This is a genomic window from Flavobacterium urumqiense, assembly GCF_900108015.1.
Taxonomy (GTDB): Bacteria; Bacteroidota; Bacteroidia; order Flavobacteriales; family Flavobacteriaceae; genus Flavobacterium; species Flavobacterium urumqiense.
In genome coordinates this window covers 146,574-165,525 of sequence record NZ_FNVP01000001.1, presented here as the reverse complement: position 1 = coordinate 165,525, position 18,952 = coordinate 146,574, and the positions used below count along the sequence as shown (strand labels likewise).

The window sequence follows — 18,952 nt, the reverse complement described above, 5'->3', positions numbered from 1 at the left end:
CTAATGAATAAAATTATATTTTTAATTACTCAATTTTAAATATATGCTATTTTTTGTACAGCGCTACCTCAGACAGATTATTTCCTTAATTTTCAAGGGGTTTAACGTTTTCGTTTTAAAAGAAAGGTTTCCCGAAAGTGAAGTTATTTTTGCTTTAAAGCTGTCTGTTTAAAAAAAAAATCCAATTCCTTTTAAAGGGAATGGGATTTTAGGAGTTGTTTTTCTATATTGTTAAAATAAGTACTTAAATGAGGTTATTTTATCCGTGATATACTCGGGACGCAATTATTTTATTTTCTTTAATGTCGAGTACTTCTGCAACAAGCATATCTTCTTCTCCATTCACGGTTCTGATATATTCCATAAAGACACGATCTCCATTTGCAGTAAGCGATTTTACTTTATAGTTCAAACTTGGCAAACGTTCAAACGCATCCTGCCACCAGTCACGCAATGCTTGTTTCCCCGTAACAAATCCATTGGTTTCTGGTTTGTGAATTTTTAGTTTTGGACTAAAATGCACGGCCTCATCATCATACAGTGACAATAGTTTTTCTAATTCTTTGTTGTTAAAGGTTTCGAACCATTTAAAAGCAATCGACTGTAATTTTTCTGGTGTCATGGTAATTGAGTTTCAATTTTTAATTAAAAAAATCCCATTTCACTCTAAGCGAAAAGGGATTTTAGTTTTATAATTTCAAAGAAATATTAAACGTTCTTCAAATTAATAATTTCTTGTTCTGTAAGCAATCTCCAGTTTCCTCTTGGTAAATTCTTTTTGGTCAAACCAGCAAAAGAAACTCTGTCAATCCTTAATACATCATAACTAAAATGTTCAAAAATATTACGAACTACTTTTACGTTAGACGATCTTAATTGCAAGCCAATTTCACTTTTCGCTTCACCATCAATGTAACTTACATCTTCTACAAAAACTCGATGTCCATCAAGAGTTAAACCTTTATTTATTTTTTCTAAATCCTCAAATTTCAAGTTTTTATCTAATGAAACTTGGTATATTTTAGATGATTTTTGACTCGGTAAAGTAAATTTACGAATCATATCCGTATCATTTGTGAACAATAACAAACCAGTGGTATTCTTGTCCATTCTACCTACAGCTCCAATTTTTGCAGTTGTAGAACCTTTTACTAATTCCAATACATTACGATATTCCTGGCCTTCGTCCATGGCTGTCGTAAAGTTTTTTGGTTTGTTCAATAAGATGTAAACTTTTTTCTCCGGCGTCAAAGTCGAACCGTCAAAATTCACAACATCTCCCGGTTTTACCATATATCCCATTTCAGTAACAGGAATTCCATTTACTTTAACCGTTCCGGATTGAATGTAAATATCGGCATCACGACGCGAGCACGCACCAGAATTAGCAATATATTTATTCAAACGAATTTCGTCTTTTACTTTTGGTCTCTTTGGTGCCTGATTTGGTTTTTTCTCTACTTTATCAGTAGCAACTTCGGCAACTTTAGTATTTACTTTGACTTTTTTTGGCCCTTGAGCGCGCTTCTGCATGGCAGGTTTTGGCTTATTCGAACTTGGTCTTGAGCTATTTGCTCTAGCGCCACTTTTCTTATTATTGCCCTCCTTGTTATTCATAATATTCCAATAATTTGCGCAAAGATAGTATTTATATAATTGACAAACGATTTTTGACAATTAGAAAACGCTAACTACCTAATTAATAAGCTTATTAAGGAGTTTTATTTTATTTTTTTGTAGCTATTTCCCGCTTTACACTGTATCTTTTTCTTTTTTAAAGAAAAAAGAAAAAGGATGCCGTTTTAATCGGGGCTAATCAAATGGAATTATTGGAGAATTGTTTTTACCTTTTTTATAATTTCTAGAAAGTAAAATTTAAATCAATAATAATTTTTTTCCATGCCACAACACACTTGGATTGATAAGAACAATACAAAATACGCCAGCTACAATAAGGAATTTTAAAACATTATGAAGCAATAAAAATTGTGATTTCGTGTTTGATTTCCATAAGTAAAGCAGAAAAAAAATCAGGATGATTAAACAGGCATAAAAATAAATATCCATGTAACCTACATCGTAAATTTCTATTAAAACATAAACGGGAAAAATCGTTAAAATGGTTAAAATCGTGATTACTTTCTTCGAAACGGCTTCACTATATATAATTGGGATTGTGTTGTAACCATTTGCTAAATCTCCCTTTAGATTCTCTAAATCTTTTATCATTTCCCGAACTAAAAGTAATAGAAATAAAAAAGAAGCATGAGCGAAAATTACAGCAAGCTGACTTTTATAAATCTCAATATCGCTAAAGGAAATTTTAGTGTAATAATATAATAAGATGGCAAAAAATGGTAAAACAGCCAATAAAGCAGCTGTCAAATTTCCTATTATCGGATATTTTTTTATTTTATGAGAGTAAAACCAGACGAAAAATATATAAACAGAAAAGAATAAAAAAGCGCGCCAGGACACAAACATTGACATTAAGGCCACAATGAAATTAAGAGAAAAATAAACCGTAAGTTTTGTTTTTTGACTTACTAATCGGTCGAGCATGGATTTATTCGGACGATTGATTAAATCTTTTTTGCTATCGTAAAAATTATTAATGATGTAACCGGAAGCAATCGTTAACGAAGAAGCGAAAACAATCAGAAATAAATTGAAATCTAGCAGAATGTCCAAAGCTCTTATCTCCGGCGCAAGAATAAATATAGCCGAAAGATATTGCGCCAAAATAATAATTGGAATGTTATAGCCTCTAACGACAGAGAACAAACTTATAATTTTCATCAATAAAAGTTTGTGCTGCCTGCTTAACATTATAAGGATTTAATTTGTTTTTTTAAAGTCCCCTTTAGGGGCTAGGGCTAAAACTGATAAACTACTTCCAGTTTATAATCTTTTAGAGATAATTTTGCACGTTCTAGATCCTCAGTGAAACCTAATATATAACCACCGCCACCTGAACCACATAATTTTAGATAATAGTCATTGCTGTCAATTCCTTGTTGCCAAATTCCGTGAAATTGTTCCGGAATCATAGGTTTGAAGTTATTCAAAACTACTTTTGATAATTTCTTGGTATTCATGAAAAGCGACTTCATGTCACCACCAAGGAAATTTTCCACACAAGCATCGGTATATTTTACAAACTGATTTTTCAACATAGCACGAAATCCTTTGTCTTTCAAGTTTTCCATGAAAATATTTACCATCGGAGCCGTTTCGCCCACAATACCAGAATCTAATAAGAATACGGCACCTTTCCCATCAAAACTTTGATTAGGAATTCCCGTTGCTTCAATATTATCTTTTGAATTAATAAGAATTGGAATACTCAAATAACTATTTAATGGATCCAAACCAGAACTTTTTCCGTGGAAAAAACTCTCCATTTGAGAAAATATATTTTTTAACTGCAATAATTTTTCACGAGTCAGATTTTCAAGAACCGTGATTTTATTTTGTGCATATTTGTCGTAAATAGCAGCAACAAGTGCACCACTACTTCCTACGCCGTAACCTTGCGGAATGCTGGAATCAAAATACATTCCCGTTTCAACATCATTTTTCAGCGTTGCTAAATCAAAAGTAACTAAGTCGGGTTGCTCCTTTTGCAATGTTTCTAAATAAACAAGAAAACGTTTCAAATTTCCATTTGATTTTATAGCTTCATCAGATGGATTTTCGTCTTTTTTAAGCGCACCGTTATAAAAATTGTAAGGAATGGACAATCCTTTTGAATCACGAATAATTCCATATTCGCCAAAGAGTAATATTTTTGAATAAAATAAAGGTCCTTTCATATGATGTTGGTAATTAGCAATTTGGGATTGGTAATTTGATTTTAATAATTTTAAAAATCGACAATGTCACCTCGATTTTCTTTTTGTATTACGATATTAATTTCTTCTTGTTGCTCAGGAGTTAATTTTTCCCAAGCTTCTTTTTTCTCTGCCTTCAAAATATCTTTTACAGCTTCAATTATGGATTTGTCATTAGTTTCTAATAACATTTTTATTAATTCTAATTTTTCAGATTGAATGTCCATGATTTCAACTATTTAAAAATAAAGATATTAAAAATTATTCAATCTCAATAGCTCCATTCCCAATTTGGTCACAAATGTACTGACGATTTTGGCAATAGCCAACTAATTCGTCCTGAATAAATTGTAATACTTTTGGTTTATCCTTATTTGGATACAAAACATGCACGTTTGCTCCTGCATCCAATGTGAAACAAACAGGGATTTTGGTGTCATTTCTAAATTTCCAAATGGCATTAATGATTTCTAATGTGTTGGGTTTTATTAAAATGAAATAGGGCATCGAAGTCATCATCATGGCATGCAAAGTCAAGGCTTCACTTTCTACAATTTTGATAAATTCTTCTAAATTTCCGTTTTTAAAAATGGTAATTAGTTTGTCCAAGTTTTCGTGTGCTTGTGCAAATCGCCTTTCGGCAAAAGGATGGTCGTGCATTAAATCATGACCAACGGTACTTGAAACCTGCTTTTCGCCTTTGTCAACCAGTAAAATGGTGTCTTGGTAATTCTTGAAATTATCATGAATAGCATTAGGAAATTCCACTCCAAATAAATCGGAACTTCCGGAGATATTTTTATGGTTTCCCCAAACTACCACTTGCCCTTTTACGCTGCGGCAAGCGCTTCCCGAACCTAAACGAGCTAACAAAGAGGCTTTTTGATAGAAATATTCCTCCGTCATTTCCGGGTTTAACGCTTTTTCTAAACTCATCATGTTCATTGCTAAAGCCGCCATTCCTGATGCTGAAGAGGCAATTCCGGAACTGTGCGGAAAGGTATTTACCGTGTCAATCGTAAAATGATAGTCTTTCAAAAATGGCAAGTAAATTTCGATTCGCTCCAAGAATTTGTGGATTTTCGGTTTGAAATCCTCTTTTGGTTTTCCTTCAAAAAGTAAGTTAAAAGAAAAATTTCCAGTGTTTATTTTTTTGGCGAAAGCCAATTTGGTAATCGTTTTACAATTATTCAACGTAAAACTTACCGAAGGATTGGCTGGAATCTGATTGTCTTTTTTCCCCCAATATTTCACTAAAGCAATATTACTGGGCGCACTCCATTCGAAATTACCTTGTTCGATAGTTTGTGAATACTTTTTTGGAATAAAATCGTTTGCTGTAAACATGAATGATAAAATTTATGCAAAGATACTTTTTTTGATTTATCCTTTGATTTGTTTATTTATCGATTTGTACTAAAGTTTTGATTAAATTTGACCCACATTAGAAAAATATAATTATGACTAAGATTACTCGAATTTTAACGATGGTTGTAACCTGTCTTGTGATTGGTTATTTTTCTGGAATGGTTACCCGTTCTGCAATTGTGACTTGGTACCCAACTTTGGTAAAACCAAGTTTTAATCCGCCCAATTGGATTTTTGCACCCGTTTGGAGTATGCTTTATATCATGATGGGTGTTGCTGCAGGATTAGTCTGGAACCGAATCGAATTTGAAAAAGAAATTGTCAAAAAAGCGTTGATTTTCTTTGCCATACAATTGGCATTAAATGCATTGTGGTCGTATTTATTCTTTGGATTACACAACCCAATGCTGGCCGGTTTAGAGATTATTGTGTTGTTGCTAATGATTTATGAAACCTATATACAGTTTTCTAAAATCAATAGAATTGCGGGTTATTTATTCATTCCGTATTTGGCTTGGGTAAGTTTTGCTGCTGTTTTAAATGCAAGTATTTGGTGGCTAAATAAGTAGTTGGCAGTTTTCAGTTTATCTTGTGATCATAATTTCATCTATTTCTCAAAGTCTTACAGCTTCTTAAATTCAATATTCTTGGTGGATAAAAAATCCATCATGCTGAGTATGTTGTGATTTTCAATTAGTGTTTTCGACTTAGGATCTGCATCGCAAAATTGAAGGAAAAGAGGTATTTCATCTGGTTTTAATTTTAAAGTTTCTGTATAAAACTTCTGATCACAGCTGCTTTTTGCTAATGCTATGAATTCGATTTTTGGGGGACTTTTTTTGATTTTTTCTTTTTCTTTTACGAATAAGCCTAAAATCATTCCGCCAATTCGCATAAAATCCATTCCGTTTTCGATAGTTCCATTATTAATCCCAAGGATTTTTGGAGTTCTTGCTGCTTTCTCCACAGCGTATTGATCAATCTTTCCTTGTTCCCATTTCTTATCTTTTTCCCATTTAATAGAAGGCAGTTTTGTAACAACAACTTCGTCTAATTGCTCTGGTTTAAGAATTAATGAAATAAGAAGATTGTTTTTGTCAATGGTATTTTGATCCACTACAATTTTTTTGATATCATGGTTTATTGAGACAAAAAGGAGTGCATCGCCCGTTTTTACTACTATAGAAAATTCACCGGCTGCATTTGTAATTGTAGTTTTTTTAGAATTAAAATTGACCACTTCAACTTTTCCGACAGGAAATCGTTCGTGCAAAACTTTGCCGTCAATTAATTTTTCGGTTTGTGAAAAAGTAGATTGAAACACAAAAAACAGTAATAGAAAAGAAAAGTAGATTTTTATCATTCGTAATATTTTGATTACAAACATATTCAAATCATTCTATCAAAATTAAATCAGAATAATAAATTCATGTTAATCAAAAACTAAAGTTCTCTTAATTAAAGTTTTACAGGTTAGTGACTTTTATTTATACAGCATTCGCCACAATAAACCCGCTAGTCCAAGCATTCTGAAAGTTAAATCCACCGGTAATAGCATCAATATTGACGATTTCACCTGCAAAATATAAGTTTTCATGCAGTTTACTTTCCATGGTTTTGAAATTAATTTCTTTTAAATCAATTCCGCCGGCAGTCACAAATTCTTCTTTAAACGTGCTTTTTCCGTTGACTTGAAAAGTACAATTAGTCAATTGATTCGCTAAATTTTGCAATTGTGTTTTAGACAAATCGGCCCATTTTGTCTCTGCTTCAATTCCTGAAGCGAGCACTAAACTTTCCCATAATCTATTGGTTAATTCAAAAGGGGATTTTTTAGAAACGGATTTTTTAGCGTGTTCTTGTTTTAAGTCTTTTAGCTTTTTCTCAACATCCGCGGTGTCTTCATCATTCAACCAATTTACAAAAATGGTAAACTGGTAATTTTTGTCATGCAAGATGCGAGCGCCCCAAGCAGAGAGTTTCAATATCGCCGGGCCACTCATTCCCCAGTGCGTGATCAACAGAGGTCCTGTTGATGTGAGTTTGGTATCTTTTACTTTTACAGTAACTTGAGCTGCAACTCCGGGCAATTCTTTTATTCTTGAATCTTTGATATTAAAAGTGAACAGGGAAGGAACCGGGTTGACGACAGCGTGACCAAAAGTTTGAAGCATTTCCCAAACTTTAGGATTGCTTCCTGTAGCCAGAATTAGTTTTTCGGCAAGATAATTTTCACTTTGCGTTTCTATTTTCCATGTGTTTTCTTTCTTAAAAATAGATTGTACACTTTGCCCCGTAAGCACTGCAATTCCTAGTTTTTGAGTAGCCGTCAAGAAACAATCGATAATGGTTTGCGAAGAATTAGAAATGGGAAACATTCGTCCGTCCGCTTCAATTTTGAGTTCTACGCCATGTTTTTCAAACCATTCAATCGTATCACCAGAACTAAACTGATGAAAAGGTCCGCGTAATTCTTTCTCGCCACGCGGGTAAAACTTAACCAATTCATTAGGCTCAAAACAAGCGTGCGTCACGTTGCATCTTCCGCCACCAGAAATACGAACTTTATTCAATACTTCTGCACCGCGTTCCAGAATGGCAACTTTTAATTTTGGGTTTTTATCCACAATATTTATTGCCGTAAAAAAACCTGCTGCGCCACCTCCTACTATTATTATATCAAAATTCTGATTCATTTTTTTAACCATTAAGAAAGTTAAGATTTTTAAGTTTAATCATCAGCTAGCCTTGAAAAATATTCGTTTATTAAGGGTTTGCACGATTTTGTGATGTTGGTAGTGTTAAAATTAATAAGTAATCCTTGTGGAACACTTAATAGTTTCATGTACTTTAATAATTTGGCTTCATCAATGGGGTGGAATTTTTCAACTGTTTTTAACTCTACAATAATACAATCATTTACTAATAAATCTAATCGTAATGGATGTGCTAGTTCTAAATCGTAGTAATCGATTTCTACATTAAATTGTTGCTTAACATTGTACCCGTTTTTTTCTAACTCATATTTTAAGCATTCTTCATAAATTTTTTCTAATAAACCTGGTCCTAGTTTTTTGTGAACTTTTATGGCGTAACCAATAATTTCATAGGATAATTGCGTTATCTCTTTTTTTGTCATAAATTGTACTATTTAGCTAGCTACTTAATTGACTTAACTCACTTAATGGTTTAAAAATAAAATCCTATTTGGAAAAATGGAAATAATAATGTCAAATTTTGGTTCATATTCTATTTGGGAAATCTGTAATAATTCCGTTTACATTGAAAGCTATTATTTTTTGGATATCTTCTATTTCATTAATGGTCCAAGGGTAAACCTGAATTCCTTTTTCCTGGATTTTTGCCGTATTCTCTTTTGTCAATAAATGGAAATAGGGATGGATTGATTTTGCCTGAATGAATTTGGCAAAAGCCAAAGCCAAATCTAAATCAGTTTCTGTTAAAATACCAATAGGAATTTCTTCATTTAAAAACCGAACTTGTTGCAGGGCATTCCAATCAAAACTGGAAACTAAAAAACGGTCGTATTTCCATCCTTTTTTAGTTACATATTTCTCAATAAGGGAAACTACTTTCTCTGCGGCATCATAACTTTTGAGTTCAATATTGATAAAACAGTCTTGGTTTACCAGATCAAAAACTTCCTTTAGCATTGGAATTTGATGCTTATCATCAATTTGAAAAGTCTTCAATTCGCGCAAAGATAGTTTATTTACAAAACCTTTTCCATTGGTCGTTCTGTCAATTGTTTCATCATGAATAACCATCAATTCGCCATCAGCACTCAGATGTACATCCAGTTCAATTCCGTCTACTTGCATGTTTAATGCTTTTTGGAAGGAAATCAATGTGTTTTCCGATTCATGTCCTTTGGCACCACGATGACCGATTTTGAGCATTTTGTTTATTTTCTGTAAAGGTAAACATAAAAAAAACGCCTTCATTTCTAAAGACGTTTTTGATTCTATTTTGTAAAGATTTAGATTTCTATTTTTTCAATTCCAATAAAACAATATCAAATTCTGAATCGATACTTACTTTTCTATTGGAAACTATTGCTTCTTTGCCAGAATAGGTATCCATTACGGTCGTTCCATTACTGAAAATAGAACCTACAGTAAGTTCTTTTAATCCAATTGCCAAATCCAATCCAATTACTACTTTGTCTGTAAATTCACCTTGAGCAAAAGTTCTGGAAAAAACATACGGCTGAGCCGAAATTTGTTTGTGGATTCCGGCACCTACTGAAGGATGATTTTTTCTGAATTGTCCTAATTTCTGCCAATGCAACAACGTTTTTTGTGTTGAAGGATTTGATTTAATAGTATCCCAATTCATAAACGAACGCAATGTCGCATCACCTTGAGTGCCTTCAACCACTAAAGAACGCGCACTTTCATCACCGTAATATACTTGAGAAAGTCCGGGACTTAATAATAATTTAGTTCCTGCTTCTTTGCTTTTTGTTCTTTTGGCATCAAAAGGTCCGCCGTCATCATGCGAAGACAAATAGTTTAAAACACTATATCCTTTCAAGTCATTGTTTAGCTTATCAGAATACTTGGAGAATATAAATTCATAGTCTTTTTGCGCATCCCATTTGAATTCGAAATTGATCATGTTGTTGAAGCCATTTTCATAATAATTGACTTTTTTATCTCCAAAATCAAAAGTTTGTCCTGCACTTATTCCATAATTATACACTTCTGCAATTGTATAAAAAGAATTGTTGTCTAACACTTTTGCAGGATTGTTTTTCTTCCAAGTTGTAAAGGCATAATTACATTGTGTTTTAAAATCACCCCAAACCGTTTCCTCAGTATGCTTTGCAGTATCGGCTCTGTAGCCGTCAATTCCGTAATCGGCAATATAATCAGTCAACCATTTAATGATGTAATATTTGGGCGCTCGAGGATAACCGGTACGGGCAAAAAATACATCCAATTCTTTCATTTCTTGGTTGTAACGTCCTTCTTTTTTCCATTTTTCGATTAAAAAAGGAGGTAAATCCACATTTTCCATACTTTCTGTTTTTACATCCGGAAGATTCTCTACTAATGTGCAGGCAGTTGTATTTACGAAGGATTTATAATCACAAGTTGGTCCTGTTCTCACCCAGTCATTTGGCCAAACCGTATCCTCAGCCGTTACCGGTCCTGTATGATTGATCACCCCGTCAAGAATGATTCGGATTCCGTGGGCGTGTGCTTTTTCTACTAATGCTTTTAAGTCTTCTTTTGTTCCAAAGTTAGGGTCCAAATTTGTCCAATCTCGGGCCCAATACCCATGAAAGGCATAGCTTAAACCCGTTCCTTCATCAACACCATCGTGAATTTGTTCTACAATTGGTGTAAACCAAATAGCATTAATTCCCAGTTTGTCAAAATAGCCTTCCTCTATTTTTTTAGAAATTCCTATGATATCTCCTCCTTCAAAACCACGAAGTTTCCCCGGTGTTTTAGTTCTGTTGAAGTTTATATCATTTGAAGTATCACCATTATTAAAACGGTCCGTCATTAGAAAATAAACATTCGCTCCTTCCCAAACGAAAGGTGTTTTGGTACTCTCAGAAACTGTTTTTGTAATGGAGCAACTGCTTAGAATTGTCATGGTTAATAGTAAAAGTGGAATTGAATATTTTTTCATTTTCTATAATTAAATGATTATTTTCTTAACTGCCTTATTAGGTTTGAATTATTTCAACTCTAAAATCAAAACTGATTTTGGTTCAATAATAATTTCGTTTGTAACATCAAATGTTAATTCCGAAATTACATCCTTTCCGGTTTTAAAATCTTTGATGTTTTCTTTGAAACGATGTGTGTTTATTTTATGGGTTTCATTACTGTTGTTTATTAAAACCATAACAGTTTCATTGGCATTGTATCTAAAATAGGTATAGACATTATTCTCTGGAATAAAATGTGTCATTTTTCCAAAATGAACTACTGATTTGCTTTTTCTCCAATTGAATAACTTAGCCGTAAAATCGAAATATTCACGTTGCCCAGGAGTTCTTCCTTCTTTTATAAAAGCATTGTTTTGGTCTCCTTCCCAGCCGCCCGGAAAGTCTTGGCGAATATCTCCATCACCTTTGTTTTTATCGCCTGTCATGCCAATTTCGCTTCCGTAATATAATTGCGGAATTCCACGGATGGTTGCCAGTAAACTCATTGCCATTTTATATTTTCTAATGTCGTTTCCGTACGTCTGATTGAACCGATTGGTGTCGTGGTTTTCAACAAAAACCAACATATTGTTGATGTTAGGATACAGAAAGTCATTGGTAAAATTGTCATAGAATTTTATCATTCCTTTGTCCCAAGAGCCATCATCTTCATTGAAAACTTTTGTTGTTGCCTCATATAATGTAAAGTCCATTACACTTGGTAAATGGGAATTATAATTTTGAATTTGGCTTATTTTGCTGTCTTTTTGCCAATAGGCCATTTGCGCTTGGCTTTGCATCCAAACTTCCCCTACGATATTAAAATTTGGATATTCATCTGTAATGGATTTTGTCCATTTTGCAATTCCTACTGGATCAGAGTAATTATAGGTGTCAACTCTAAAACCATCTAAATCTGCATATTCAATCCACCAAAGGGCATTTTGGATAAGGTACTTTAATGTCAAAGGATTAGATAAGTTTAAATCCGGCATTGCTGGTGCAAACCATCCGTTTAAGCAGGTTTCTGTGTCAATTTTAGACGCATGGGTATCGCTGATAACCGTTCTTTTATGATTAGTTTGGGTATAATTATCAAATTGATTGATCCATCCGTTTGTAGGTAAATCTTTCATCATCCAATGTTTAATTCCCCAATGATTGGTTACATAATCCATAACCAATTTCATGTTTTTTTTATGCATTTCAGAAGACAAACGTATATAATCTTCATTGGTACCGTAACGAGGATCTATCTTATAAACATCAGATTGACCGTAAGTGTGATACGAAAAAGAAGGGTCGTTGTCTTCGCAAAGTGGCGTGCTCCATATGGTTGTTGCTCCTAAAGAAGAGATGTAATCCAGATTTTTTATAATCCCTTCAATGTCACCACCATGTCTGCCTCCAGGTAATTCCCTATTGTATTTTTCAGTTGTGGTGTTTTCACTATCATTATTTCTATTTCCATTCGCAAAACGGTCTGGCATCAGCAAATACATCATATCTGAGGAATCATAACTTTTGCGTTGCGCTGAATTTTCTCTTCTTTTCTTTAGAGAATATTCTTGTGTGAACGACTCTTTATTGTTGTTTTTAAAAGTAAAAGTCAAATTAGTTGCCAGCACTTTTTTCGTATCAATTGTGATGAAAATGTAATTTGGATTTTCAGTTCGGGTAACGTTAATGATTTTTATTGCATTAGATACTGAAACTTGATATTCAGCTATATTTTTACCGTAAAACAGAATTTGTAATTCCGGATTGTTCATACCCGCATACCAAAAAGGAGGTTCGATCCTTTGAATTTGAGCGTTTAAGGATAAAGACATAAAGAAAAGGAATAAGATTATTTTTTTTAGAAAGCTCCTATTTATGAACGGGAATGTACCAATTTTATTCATTATTATATACTTTTTAGGGATATTAAATTTGCGTTAGCAGAAAACTGAATTTTAAAAACGGTTGGTAATTAAACAATCCCAATAAAAATTGGGATTGTCTGTGAGCCTTGAGGGGCACCTTATTAAATGATAGAATTGACTACAAGTTCCAACAATTAATTTTCTTACACGGATACTGATTTATTAGCCAAAACAACAATTGCCTTTCCATTGACAATTATTGACAGCTCTTTTTGACCATCGATTGAAAATGAAGTTTCTTCATGAGTAATGTCCACTTTCAAAATTTGATTTCTGAAATTTATTTTAAAGGAATAGCCGTTCCATTCTTTCGGGATTTTTGGAGAAAAATGAAGTTTATCGTCTTTAATTCTCATTCCTCCAAAACCTTCAACGATACTCATCCAAGTTCCGGCCATTGAGGTGATATGACAACCTTCTTCTACTTCTTTATTGTAATCATCTAAATCAAGACGTGAAGTTCTCAAATAGAACGTATAGGCCATATCCATTTTGTCTAATAAAGCAGCCTGAATCGAGTGTACGCATGGCGAAAGTGAACTTTCATGAACCGTAAATGATTCGTAAAATTCAAAATTATTTTTTAGTTGTTCCTTAGAAAAATGATCTTCAAAAAAATAGAAACACTGCAAAACATCGGCTTGTTTAATATAAGGGGAACGTAGAATTCTGTCCCAAGACCATTTTTGGTTTATTGGTCTTTGGCTTTTGTCTAAATCAGCTACTCTAACTAAATCTTTATCCAAAAATCCATCTTGTTGCAGGTAAACATTATGCTCTTCCGAAAAAGGGAAGTACATATTATCAGCAACTTTTTTCCAAGACTGTAATTCCGTTTCAGCGATTTTTACTTTTTCAGTAATTCTTTTATGATCCGATGGATATTCTAATGATACTTTTTGAATCTGTTCGTATGTGTAATCCAAACACCATTTTGCAATATAATTGGTATAGAAATTATTGTTTACGTTGTTTTCATATTCGTTTGGTCCTGTAACTCCTAGGATTACATATTTATCAAGATTAGTCGAGAAATTCGCTCTTTGATGCCAGAAACGTGCAATCCCTATCAATACTTCCAGTCCTTTTTCTGGAATATAACTGTAATCGCCAGTGTATCTATAAAAGTTATAGATGGCAAATGCAATAGCTCCGTTTCTATGAATTTCTTCAAATGTAATTTCCCATTCGTTATGGCATTCTTCGCCATTCATCGTCACCATTGGATACAAAGCTGCGCCGTTTGTAAAACCTAATTTTGCAGCATTTTCAATAGCTTTGTCTAATTGATTGTAGCGGTACGTCAATAAGTTTCGTGCCACTTCTTGGTCTTTGGTCGCCATGTAAAACGGAATGCAATAGGCTTCAGTATCCCAATAAGTAGATCCCCCATATTTTTCTCCTGTGAATCCTTTTGGTCCAATATTCAAACGAGAATCTTTTCCCAAATAGGTCTGATTCAACTGAAAAATATTGAAACGAATTCCTTGTTGCGCTTTCACGTCACCTTCAATCGTAATATCAGACATTTCCCAAATTTTTGCCCAAGCATTAATTTGGTCTTGTAACATAGTATCGTACCCTTTTGCAAGTGCTGTTTGGATTACTTTTTCGGCGGCAGTTTGCGTATTTGCATGATTTAAAGAAACGGTGTAACCACCAATTTTTTGGATAGATGATTTTTGGCCTTGAGCCACAACAACGTCATAATTAAATTTAATTTTATCCGAAACAGCTTCGATACTTGAAGGAGAAATACTTGTTTTTTCCCCATTAATCAGAATACTGTTTTGCATAAAAGTAGTTACCTTGAAATGCGTTTTGAATGTTTGTGCAGTTATGAAACCCTCGTTTCCTGCCTTTTTTACATCTAGTGGTTCCCAGAATTTTTCTTCCCAGTTAGCGTCCTCATTGGATACCCCAGCATCTATGTAAGGTTTGTAAATTATTTTGGCATCTTTATTTAAAGGTATGATTTCATAATTGATGATGCCAACTTCATCTAGAACTATAGATAGGAAACGACGGATATTTACTGAAATTTCAGTTCCGTTTTTTAGAGTCGCCTCAAAGGAACGGTCGTACCAGCCTTCTTTCATATTTAATTCCCGACGAAAATTTGTAACTGATTTACACGTATTCAAATCCAAGTTTTCGCCGTTGATTTCGATGTTGATTCCAATCCAATTTGGAGCATTCAAAACTTTGGCAAAATATTCAGGATATCCATTTTTCCACCAACCCACTTTGGTTTTATCAGGATAATATATTCCGGCAATATAACTTCCTTGAAATGTTTCACCGGTATAATTTTCTTCAAAATTCGCACGTTGTCCCATCGCTCCGTTACCAATGCTGAAAAGACTCTCAGATGATTTTACGCTCTCTACATCAAATCCTTCTTCAATGATCGACCAATTGTCCGGCTTTATATAATCTTGGTTCATTCTTTACTTTTGTTTAAAGTTTAAAAAGTTTAAGGTCTAGAAGTTTAGAGTTGTTCAAATTCATCGCAGTTTTTCTAACCTCTTGCTTCTTGTTTCTTTTTAATCTATCTTTTTATTTTCTAATTAATTCTTCTATGAAATTGGTATCTATGGCTATAAAGTCTTTAAAGATGTATTTTGCTTCATGCAAAATCGATTCTTCACCAATTCCTATACTGGTCATTTTTCCAATATTGGCGGCTTGTACACCGGCCACTGAATCTTCAAAAACTAGTGCGTTTTCAGGGCTTATGTTTAATAGTTTAGCCGCTGTAAGAAAAACTTCCGGATCAGGCTTGGCATTGGTAACATCATTTCCATCTACAATAGCATCAAAATAACTTAAGATACCTGTTTTCTCCAGAATAGGTCTGGCATTTTTACTCGCGGAACCTAAAGCTACAGGTTGGTTTTTTTCTTTTAAAAATTTTAAAATTGTAAAAACACCGGGAAGAATTTCACTTTCATCCATGTCAACCAGATAAGTTAGATAGTCCTCGTTTTTTTGAATCAACCATTTGTTTTTGTCTTCCTGCGAAGCTTTTACTTTGCCTAATTCTAAAATTATGTCTAAGGAACGTACTCGGCTAACTCCTTTCAAAAGTTCGTTATGTTCGAGTGTGAAATCAATATTTAATTCTTTTGCAATTTTTTGCCAAGCCAGAAAATGGTATTTGGCGGTGTCAACAATAACTCCGTCAAGGTCGAAGATGAATGCTTTTTTATTCATTTATTATAATTTTTGATTCGTCATTAATGGTAAGTGCAATAATTCCGGCAAGAATCATTGATGCTCCACCAATTAAAAGTGCGTATATAGGTTCGCTGTTAAAAAATTTAGAGACTAAAAATCCTAAAATGGATGCGGCAACTAATTGTGGAATTACGATAAAGAAGTTGAAAACTCCCATGTAATATCCCATCTTGGCAGCTGGCAATGAGCCGGATAGCATGGCGTATGGTATAGATAAAATACTTGCCCAAGCAATTCCAACACCAATCATTGGAAGCCATTCCATCGTAAATGTGGTTGGTTCTTTTATAAAATAAATCGATATGAGACCAAGACCGCCACATACTAATGCCGCAAAATGGGTAAATTTTCTACTGGTATATTTGGCTAACAAAGGCAGTAAAAAAGAAGCAAGTGCCGCAATTAAATTGTAATTAGCAAACATTTCACCTACTTGATTTGCGCCAGTATTGTATGCAGTAGAAGTAGTATCTGTTGTGCCGTAAATGTGTTGAGTAACGGCTAGAGTGGTGTAAATCCACATCGAGAAAAGCGCAAACCAGGAAAAGAATTGAACCCAGGCCAATTGTTTCATGATTTTTGGCATAAACTGAAAATCATTCATAATAGTTACAAATCCATTTTCAGTATTATTTGTTTTTTGCATTAATCCCGAAATTAACATTGCCAAGCCGCCCAAACCAATAAGCCCAAGTGATAAAACGTATAAATCTTTCTTTAAATCAAATTGAAAGATGGCTAACGAAAATAGTACACTAACAATTAGAAATGAAATTCCCTTTGTTAAATGCGATTTTGCATTAGATGCAAACCAATCAGCAGAATGTTCTTCTTTTATAAAAGTTGCTTCTTTGTGTTTCTCAAAAGCTTCTAATTCTTCTGGGGAATATTCTTTAGAAGTAATAACGGTCCATAGTACCGTTAGGATAAATACAATTCCACCCAAATAAAAGGAATATTTTACTGAATCAGGAATGATTCCAAGGGGTGCTGTGTTTTGAACTCCTAAATGAGTAAAAATCAAAGGTAGTTTTGAAGCGAAATAAGCACCAATACCAATAAAAAAACTTTGCATTGCAAATCCCATTGTGCGTTGCTTTTCTGGGAGGTTGTCTCCAACAAAAGCACGAAATGGTTCCATTGAAACATTGATAGAAGCATCCATGATCCAAAGCATTCCTGCTGCAAACCATAGCACTGGAGAATTAGGCATTATAAATAAGGCTCCCGATGCTAAAATTGCACCTGCTAAAAAATAAGGTTTTCTTCGTCCTAATTTTGTCCAGGTTCTATCTGAAAAATAGCCAATAATTGGTTGAATAATTAATCCGGTCAAAGGAGCAGCAACCCATAAAATTGGGATGTCATCAATATTTGCACCTAAAGTTTGAAATATTCTGCTGACATTAGAGTTTTGCAAGGCAAAACCCATTTGAATTCCCAGAAATCCGAAACTCATGTTCCAAATTTGCCAGAAACTTAATTTACGCTTTTCCATTATCGTAATTTAAAAAATTAATACGATAAGCGCTATGCTTATCAAAACTTGTCTTATTTTCGAAGTAAAAGTAAAAGCTTTGATGAGGTAAATATAAAAATATATTTCAAACTTTTATTTATTATAAACAAATAAAAAGAAATATTTCTTACTACAAGGTTGTAGTAATGAATATCATATAGAATATTTGCTATTTGTTTTAAAAACCAGTCACATATTTTAGTTTCAGTTTTCAGAAAGCAACTGAAAACTGAAACTGCGACTGAAAACTGATAAATTCTAAGAAGTAGATTCTCTTTCTATTAAATGGGTTTCAATTACTTCTGTTTTATAATTCTCTTCCTCTTCGTCCTCATGTTCGGATTCTAATCGCTCAATCAACATTTTTGCGGCTTTGTTTCCCATTTTTATACCGCTTTGACTTACGGTTGTGATGGTAGGAGTGGAATATTTTGAAATAATTCCATCGGTAAAGGCTATAACTGCCAAGTCTTTTGGGACATTCAGTCCTATTTTGTTCGCTGTTTTTATACAGATTACAGCAAAAAGTTCATTAACGGCAAAAACGGCATCAATAGCTTTGTCTTCCAGTAGTTTTCCGATTATTATTTCGCAAGTATCTACGTCTTCGATTTTAATAATTAGATTTTCATCAAAAGGGATGTTGTTGTCTAATAGTGCTTTTATATACCCATCGGTGCGCAGTTTACCGACACTAACGTAATCGACAGTGGTAACCAGAGCAATTTTCTTTCTTCCTTTATCAATAAGGCTTTGAACTGCTTCATAAGCGGAAAGTTTATCGTCAATGATAACTTTATCACAAAGAATTTCATTGGTAACTCTGTCAAACATTACAACAGGCATTCCTTGGTCAATTACTTCTGTAATATGATGAAAATCGCCTTTGAACTGGGTCTCTTTAGAAAGGGACATAATGAAACCGTCGATACTTCCATTAGCAAGCATTTCCATGTTAAGTACTTCTTTGTCAAAAGAATCGTCGGATAGGCATATGATTACGCTGTATCCGTTTTCGTTTGCAACCTGTTCTATTCCATTAATGACAGTGGAGAAAAAATGATGAACAATTTCTGGTATGATGATCCCTATAGTTTTTGTTTTTCGATTCTTTAAACTCAGGGCAATATTATTGGGTTTGTAATTGTAAAATTTGGCAAAAGCTTGCACTTTTAATCTGGTATCTTCTCCAATTTCTAAACTATTTCTTAAAGATTTTGAAACCGTAGAAATCGAAACATCAAGTTCTTTAGCAATTTGTTTAAGCGTTACCTTCCTTTTCATAATTGTAAAATTGATAATAATTATTTTCGTAATAAAGATATAATTTGTTTTTATTAATGGCAATTTATCCCTTAAATAATTAGATAATAAAGAA

At 33.5% G+C, this 18,952-nt stretch carries 17 protein-coding genes; 1 reads left to right on the top strand and 16 read right to left on the bottom strand.

Annotation, left to right across the window (positions count from 1 at the left end):
* Window positions 1-259: 259 nt before the first annotated feature.
* The 6 genes from C4S35_RS00705 to C4S35_RS00680 form a co-directional block, all read right to left on the bottom strand.
* Window positions 260-622 carry a nuclear transport factor 2 family protein gene (locus C4S35_RS00705; RefSeq protein WP_103998332.1) on the bottom strand — a complete coding sequence of 121 codons (363 nt, stop codon included), beginning with the start codon at window positions 620-622 and terminating at the stop codon, window positions 260-262.
* A gap of 86 nt (window positions 623-708) precedes the next feature.
* A complete protein-coding gene (locus C4S35_RS00700) occupies window positions 709-1,617 on the bottom strand; it encodes a pseudouridine synthase (protein WP_103998331.1) in 909 nt (302 codons plus the stop codon).
* A 258-nt stretch (window positions 1,618-1,875) separates the two neighbouring features.
* Window positions 1,876-2,829, bottom strand: a complete 954-nt coding sequence (locus tag C4S35_RS00695; RefSeq protein ID WP_103998330.1) for a geranylgeranylglycerol-phosphate geranylgeranyltransferase — start codon at window positions 2,827-2,829, stop codon at window positions 1,876-1,878.
* Window positions 2,830-2,876: 47 nt separating this feature from the next.
* Entirely contained in the window at window positions 2,877-3,815 is a 939-nt protein-coding gene (locus C4S35_RS00690; RefSeq protein WP_103998329.1) for a mevalonate kinase family protein, read from the bottom strand.
* Between the two features lie 50 nt (window positions 3,816-3,865).
* Window positions 3,866-4,060, bottom strand: coding sequence for a hypothetical protein (locus C4S35_RS00685; RefSeq protein ID WP_103998328.1), 195 nt, complete (start codon window positions 4,058-4,060; stop codon window positions 3,866-3,868).
* Window positions 4,061-4,094: 34 nt separating this feature from the next.
* On the bottom strand, window positions 4,095-5,180 hold the full coding sequence (locus C4S35_RS00680; protein WP_103998327.1) for a diphosphomevalonate decarboxylase: 1,086 nt from the start codon (window positions 5,178-5,180) through the stop codon (window positions 4,095-4,097).
* Between the two features lie 113 nt (window positions 5,181-5,293).
* Between C4S35_RS00680 and C4S35_RS00675 the strand changes: the two genes are divergently transcribed.
* Window positions 5,294-5,770, top strand: a complete 477-nt coding sequence (locus C4S35_RS00675; protein WP_103998326.1) for a TspO/MBR family protein — start codon at window positions 5,294-5,296, stop codon at window positions 5,768-5,770.
* 53 nt (window positions 5,771-5,823) lie between these two features.
* Here C4S35_RS00675 and C4S35_RS00670 read toward each other — a convergent pair whose 3' ends face one another.
* From C4S35_RS00670 to C4S35_RS00625, 10 genes are all read right to left on the bottom strand, one after another.
* The gene (locus C4S35_RS00670; RefSeq protein ID WP_103998325.1) at window positions 5,824-6,564 is read right to left on the bottom strand and encodes a hypothetical protein; all 741 of its coding nucleotides are present in this window, start codon (window positions 6,562-6,564) and stop codon (window positions 5,824-5,826) included.
* 124 nt (window positions 6,565-6,688) lie between these two features.
* Window positions 6,689-7,897 (bottom strand): BaiN/RdsA family NAD(P)/FAD-dependent oxidoreductase, encoded by a 1,209-nt coding sequence (locus C4S35_RS00665; RefSeq protein ID WP_103998766.1) that lies wholly within the window; start codon window positions 7,895-7,897, stop codon window positions 6,689-6,691.
* Between the two features lie 35 nt (window positions 7,898-7,932).
* Window positions 7,933-8,340, bottom strand: coding sequence for a GxxExxY protein (locus C4S35_RS00660; protein WP_103998324.1), 408 nt, complete (start codon window positions 8,338-8,340; stop codon window positions 7,933-7,935).
* Between the two features lie 103 nt (window positions 8,341-8,443).
* A complete protein-coding gene (locus C4S35_RS00655) occupies window positions 8,444-9,121 on the bottom strand; it encodes a glycerophosphodiester phosphodiesterase (protein WP_103998765.1) in 678 nt (225 codons plus the stop codon).
* 88 nt (window positions 9,122-9,209) lie between these two features.
* Window positions 9,210-10,868, bottom strand: a complete 1,659-nt coding sequence (locus tag C4S35_RS00650; RefSeq protein ID WP_103998323.1) for an alpha-amylase family glycosyl hydrolase — start codon at window positions 10,866-10,868, stop codon at window positions 9,210-9,212.
* A 48-nt stretch (window positions 10,869-10,916) separates the two neighbouring features.
* Window positions 10,917-12,722, bottom strand: a complete 1,806-nt coding sequence (locus tag C4S35_RS00645) for a glycoside hydrolase family 13 protein (protein WP_244175165.1) — start codon at window positions 12,720-12,722, stop codon at window positions 10,917-10,919.
* 236 nt (window positions 12,723-12,958) lie between these two features.
* Window positions 12,959-15,262 carry a glycoside hydrolase family 65 protein gene (locus tag C4S35_RS00640; protein ID WP_103998321.1) on the bottom strand — a complete coding sequence of 768 codons (2,304 nt, stop codon included), beginning with the start codon at window positions 15,260-15,262 and terminating at the stop codon, window positions 12,959-12,961.
* Between the two features lie 112 nt (window positions 15,263-15,374).
* Window positions 15,375-16,031: a beta-phosphoglucomutase gene (pgmB, locus tag C4S35_RS00635; RefSeq protein ID WP_103998320.1), complete on the bottom strand. Its 657-nt coding sequence runs from the start codon at window positions 16,029-16,031 to the stop codon at window positions 15,375-15,377.
* Window positions 16,024-17,553 (bottom strand): MFS transporter, encoded by a 1,530-nt coding sequence (locus C4S35_RS00630; RefSeq protein WP_103998319.1) that lies wholly within the window; start codon window positions 17,551-17,553, stop codon window positions 16,024-16,026. The genes pgmB and C4S35_RS00630 overlap by 8 nt, the downstream gene beginning before the upstream one ends.
* A 279-nt stretch (window positions 17,554-17,832) precedes the next feature.
* The gene (locus C4S35_RS00625; RefSeq protein WP_103998318.1) at window positions 17,833-18,858 is read right to left on the bottom strand and encodes a LacI family DNA-binding transcriptional regulator; all 1,026 of its coding nucleotides are present in this window, start codon (window positions 18,856-18,858) and stop codon (window positions 17,833-17,835) included.
* Window positions 18,859-18,952 lie beyond the last annotated feature (94 nt).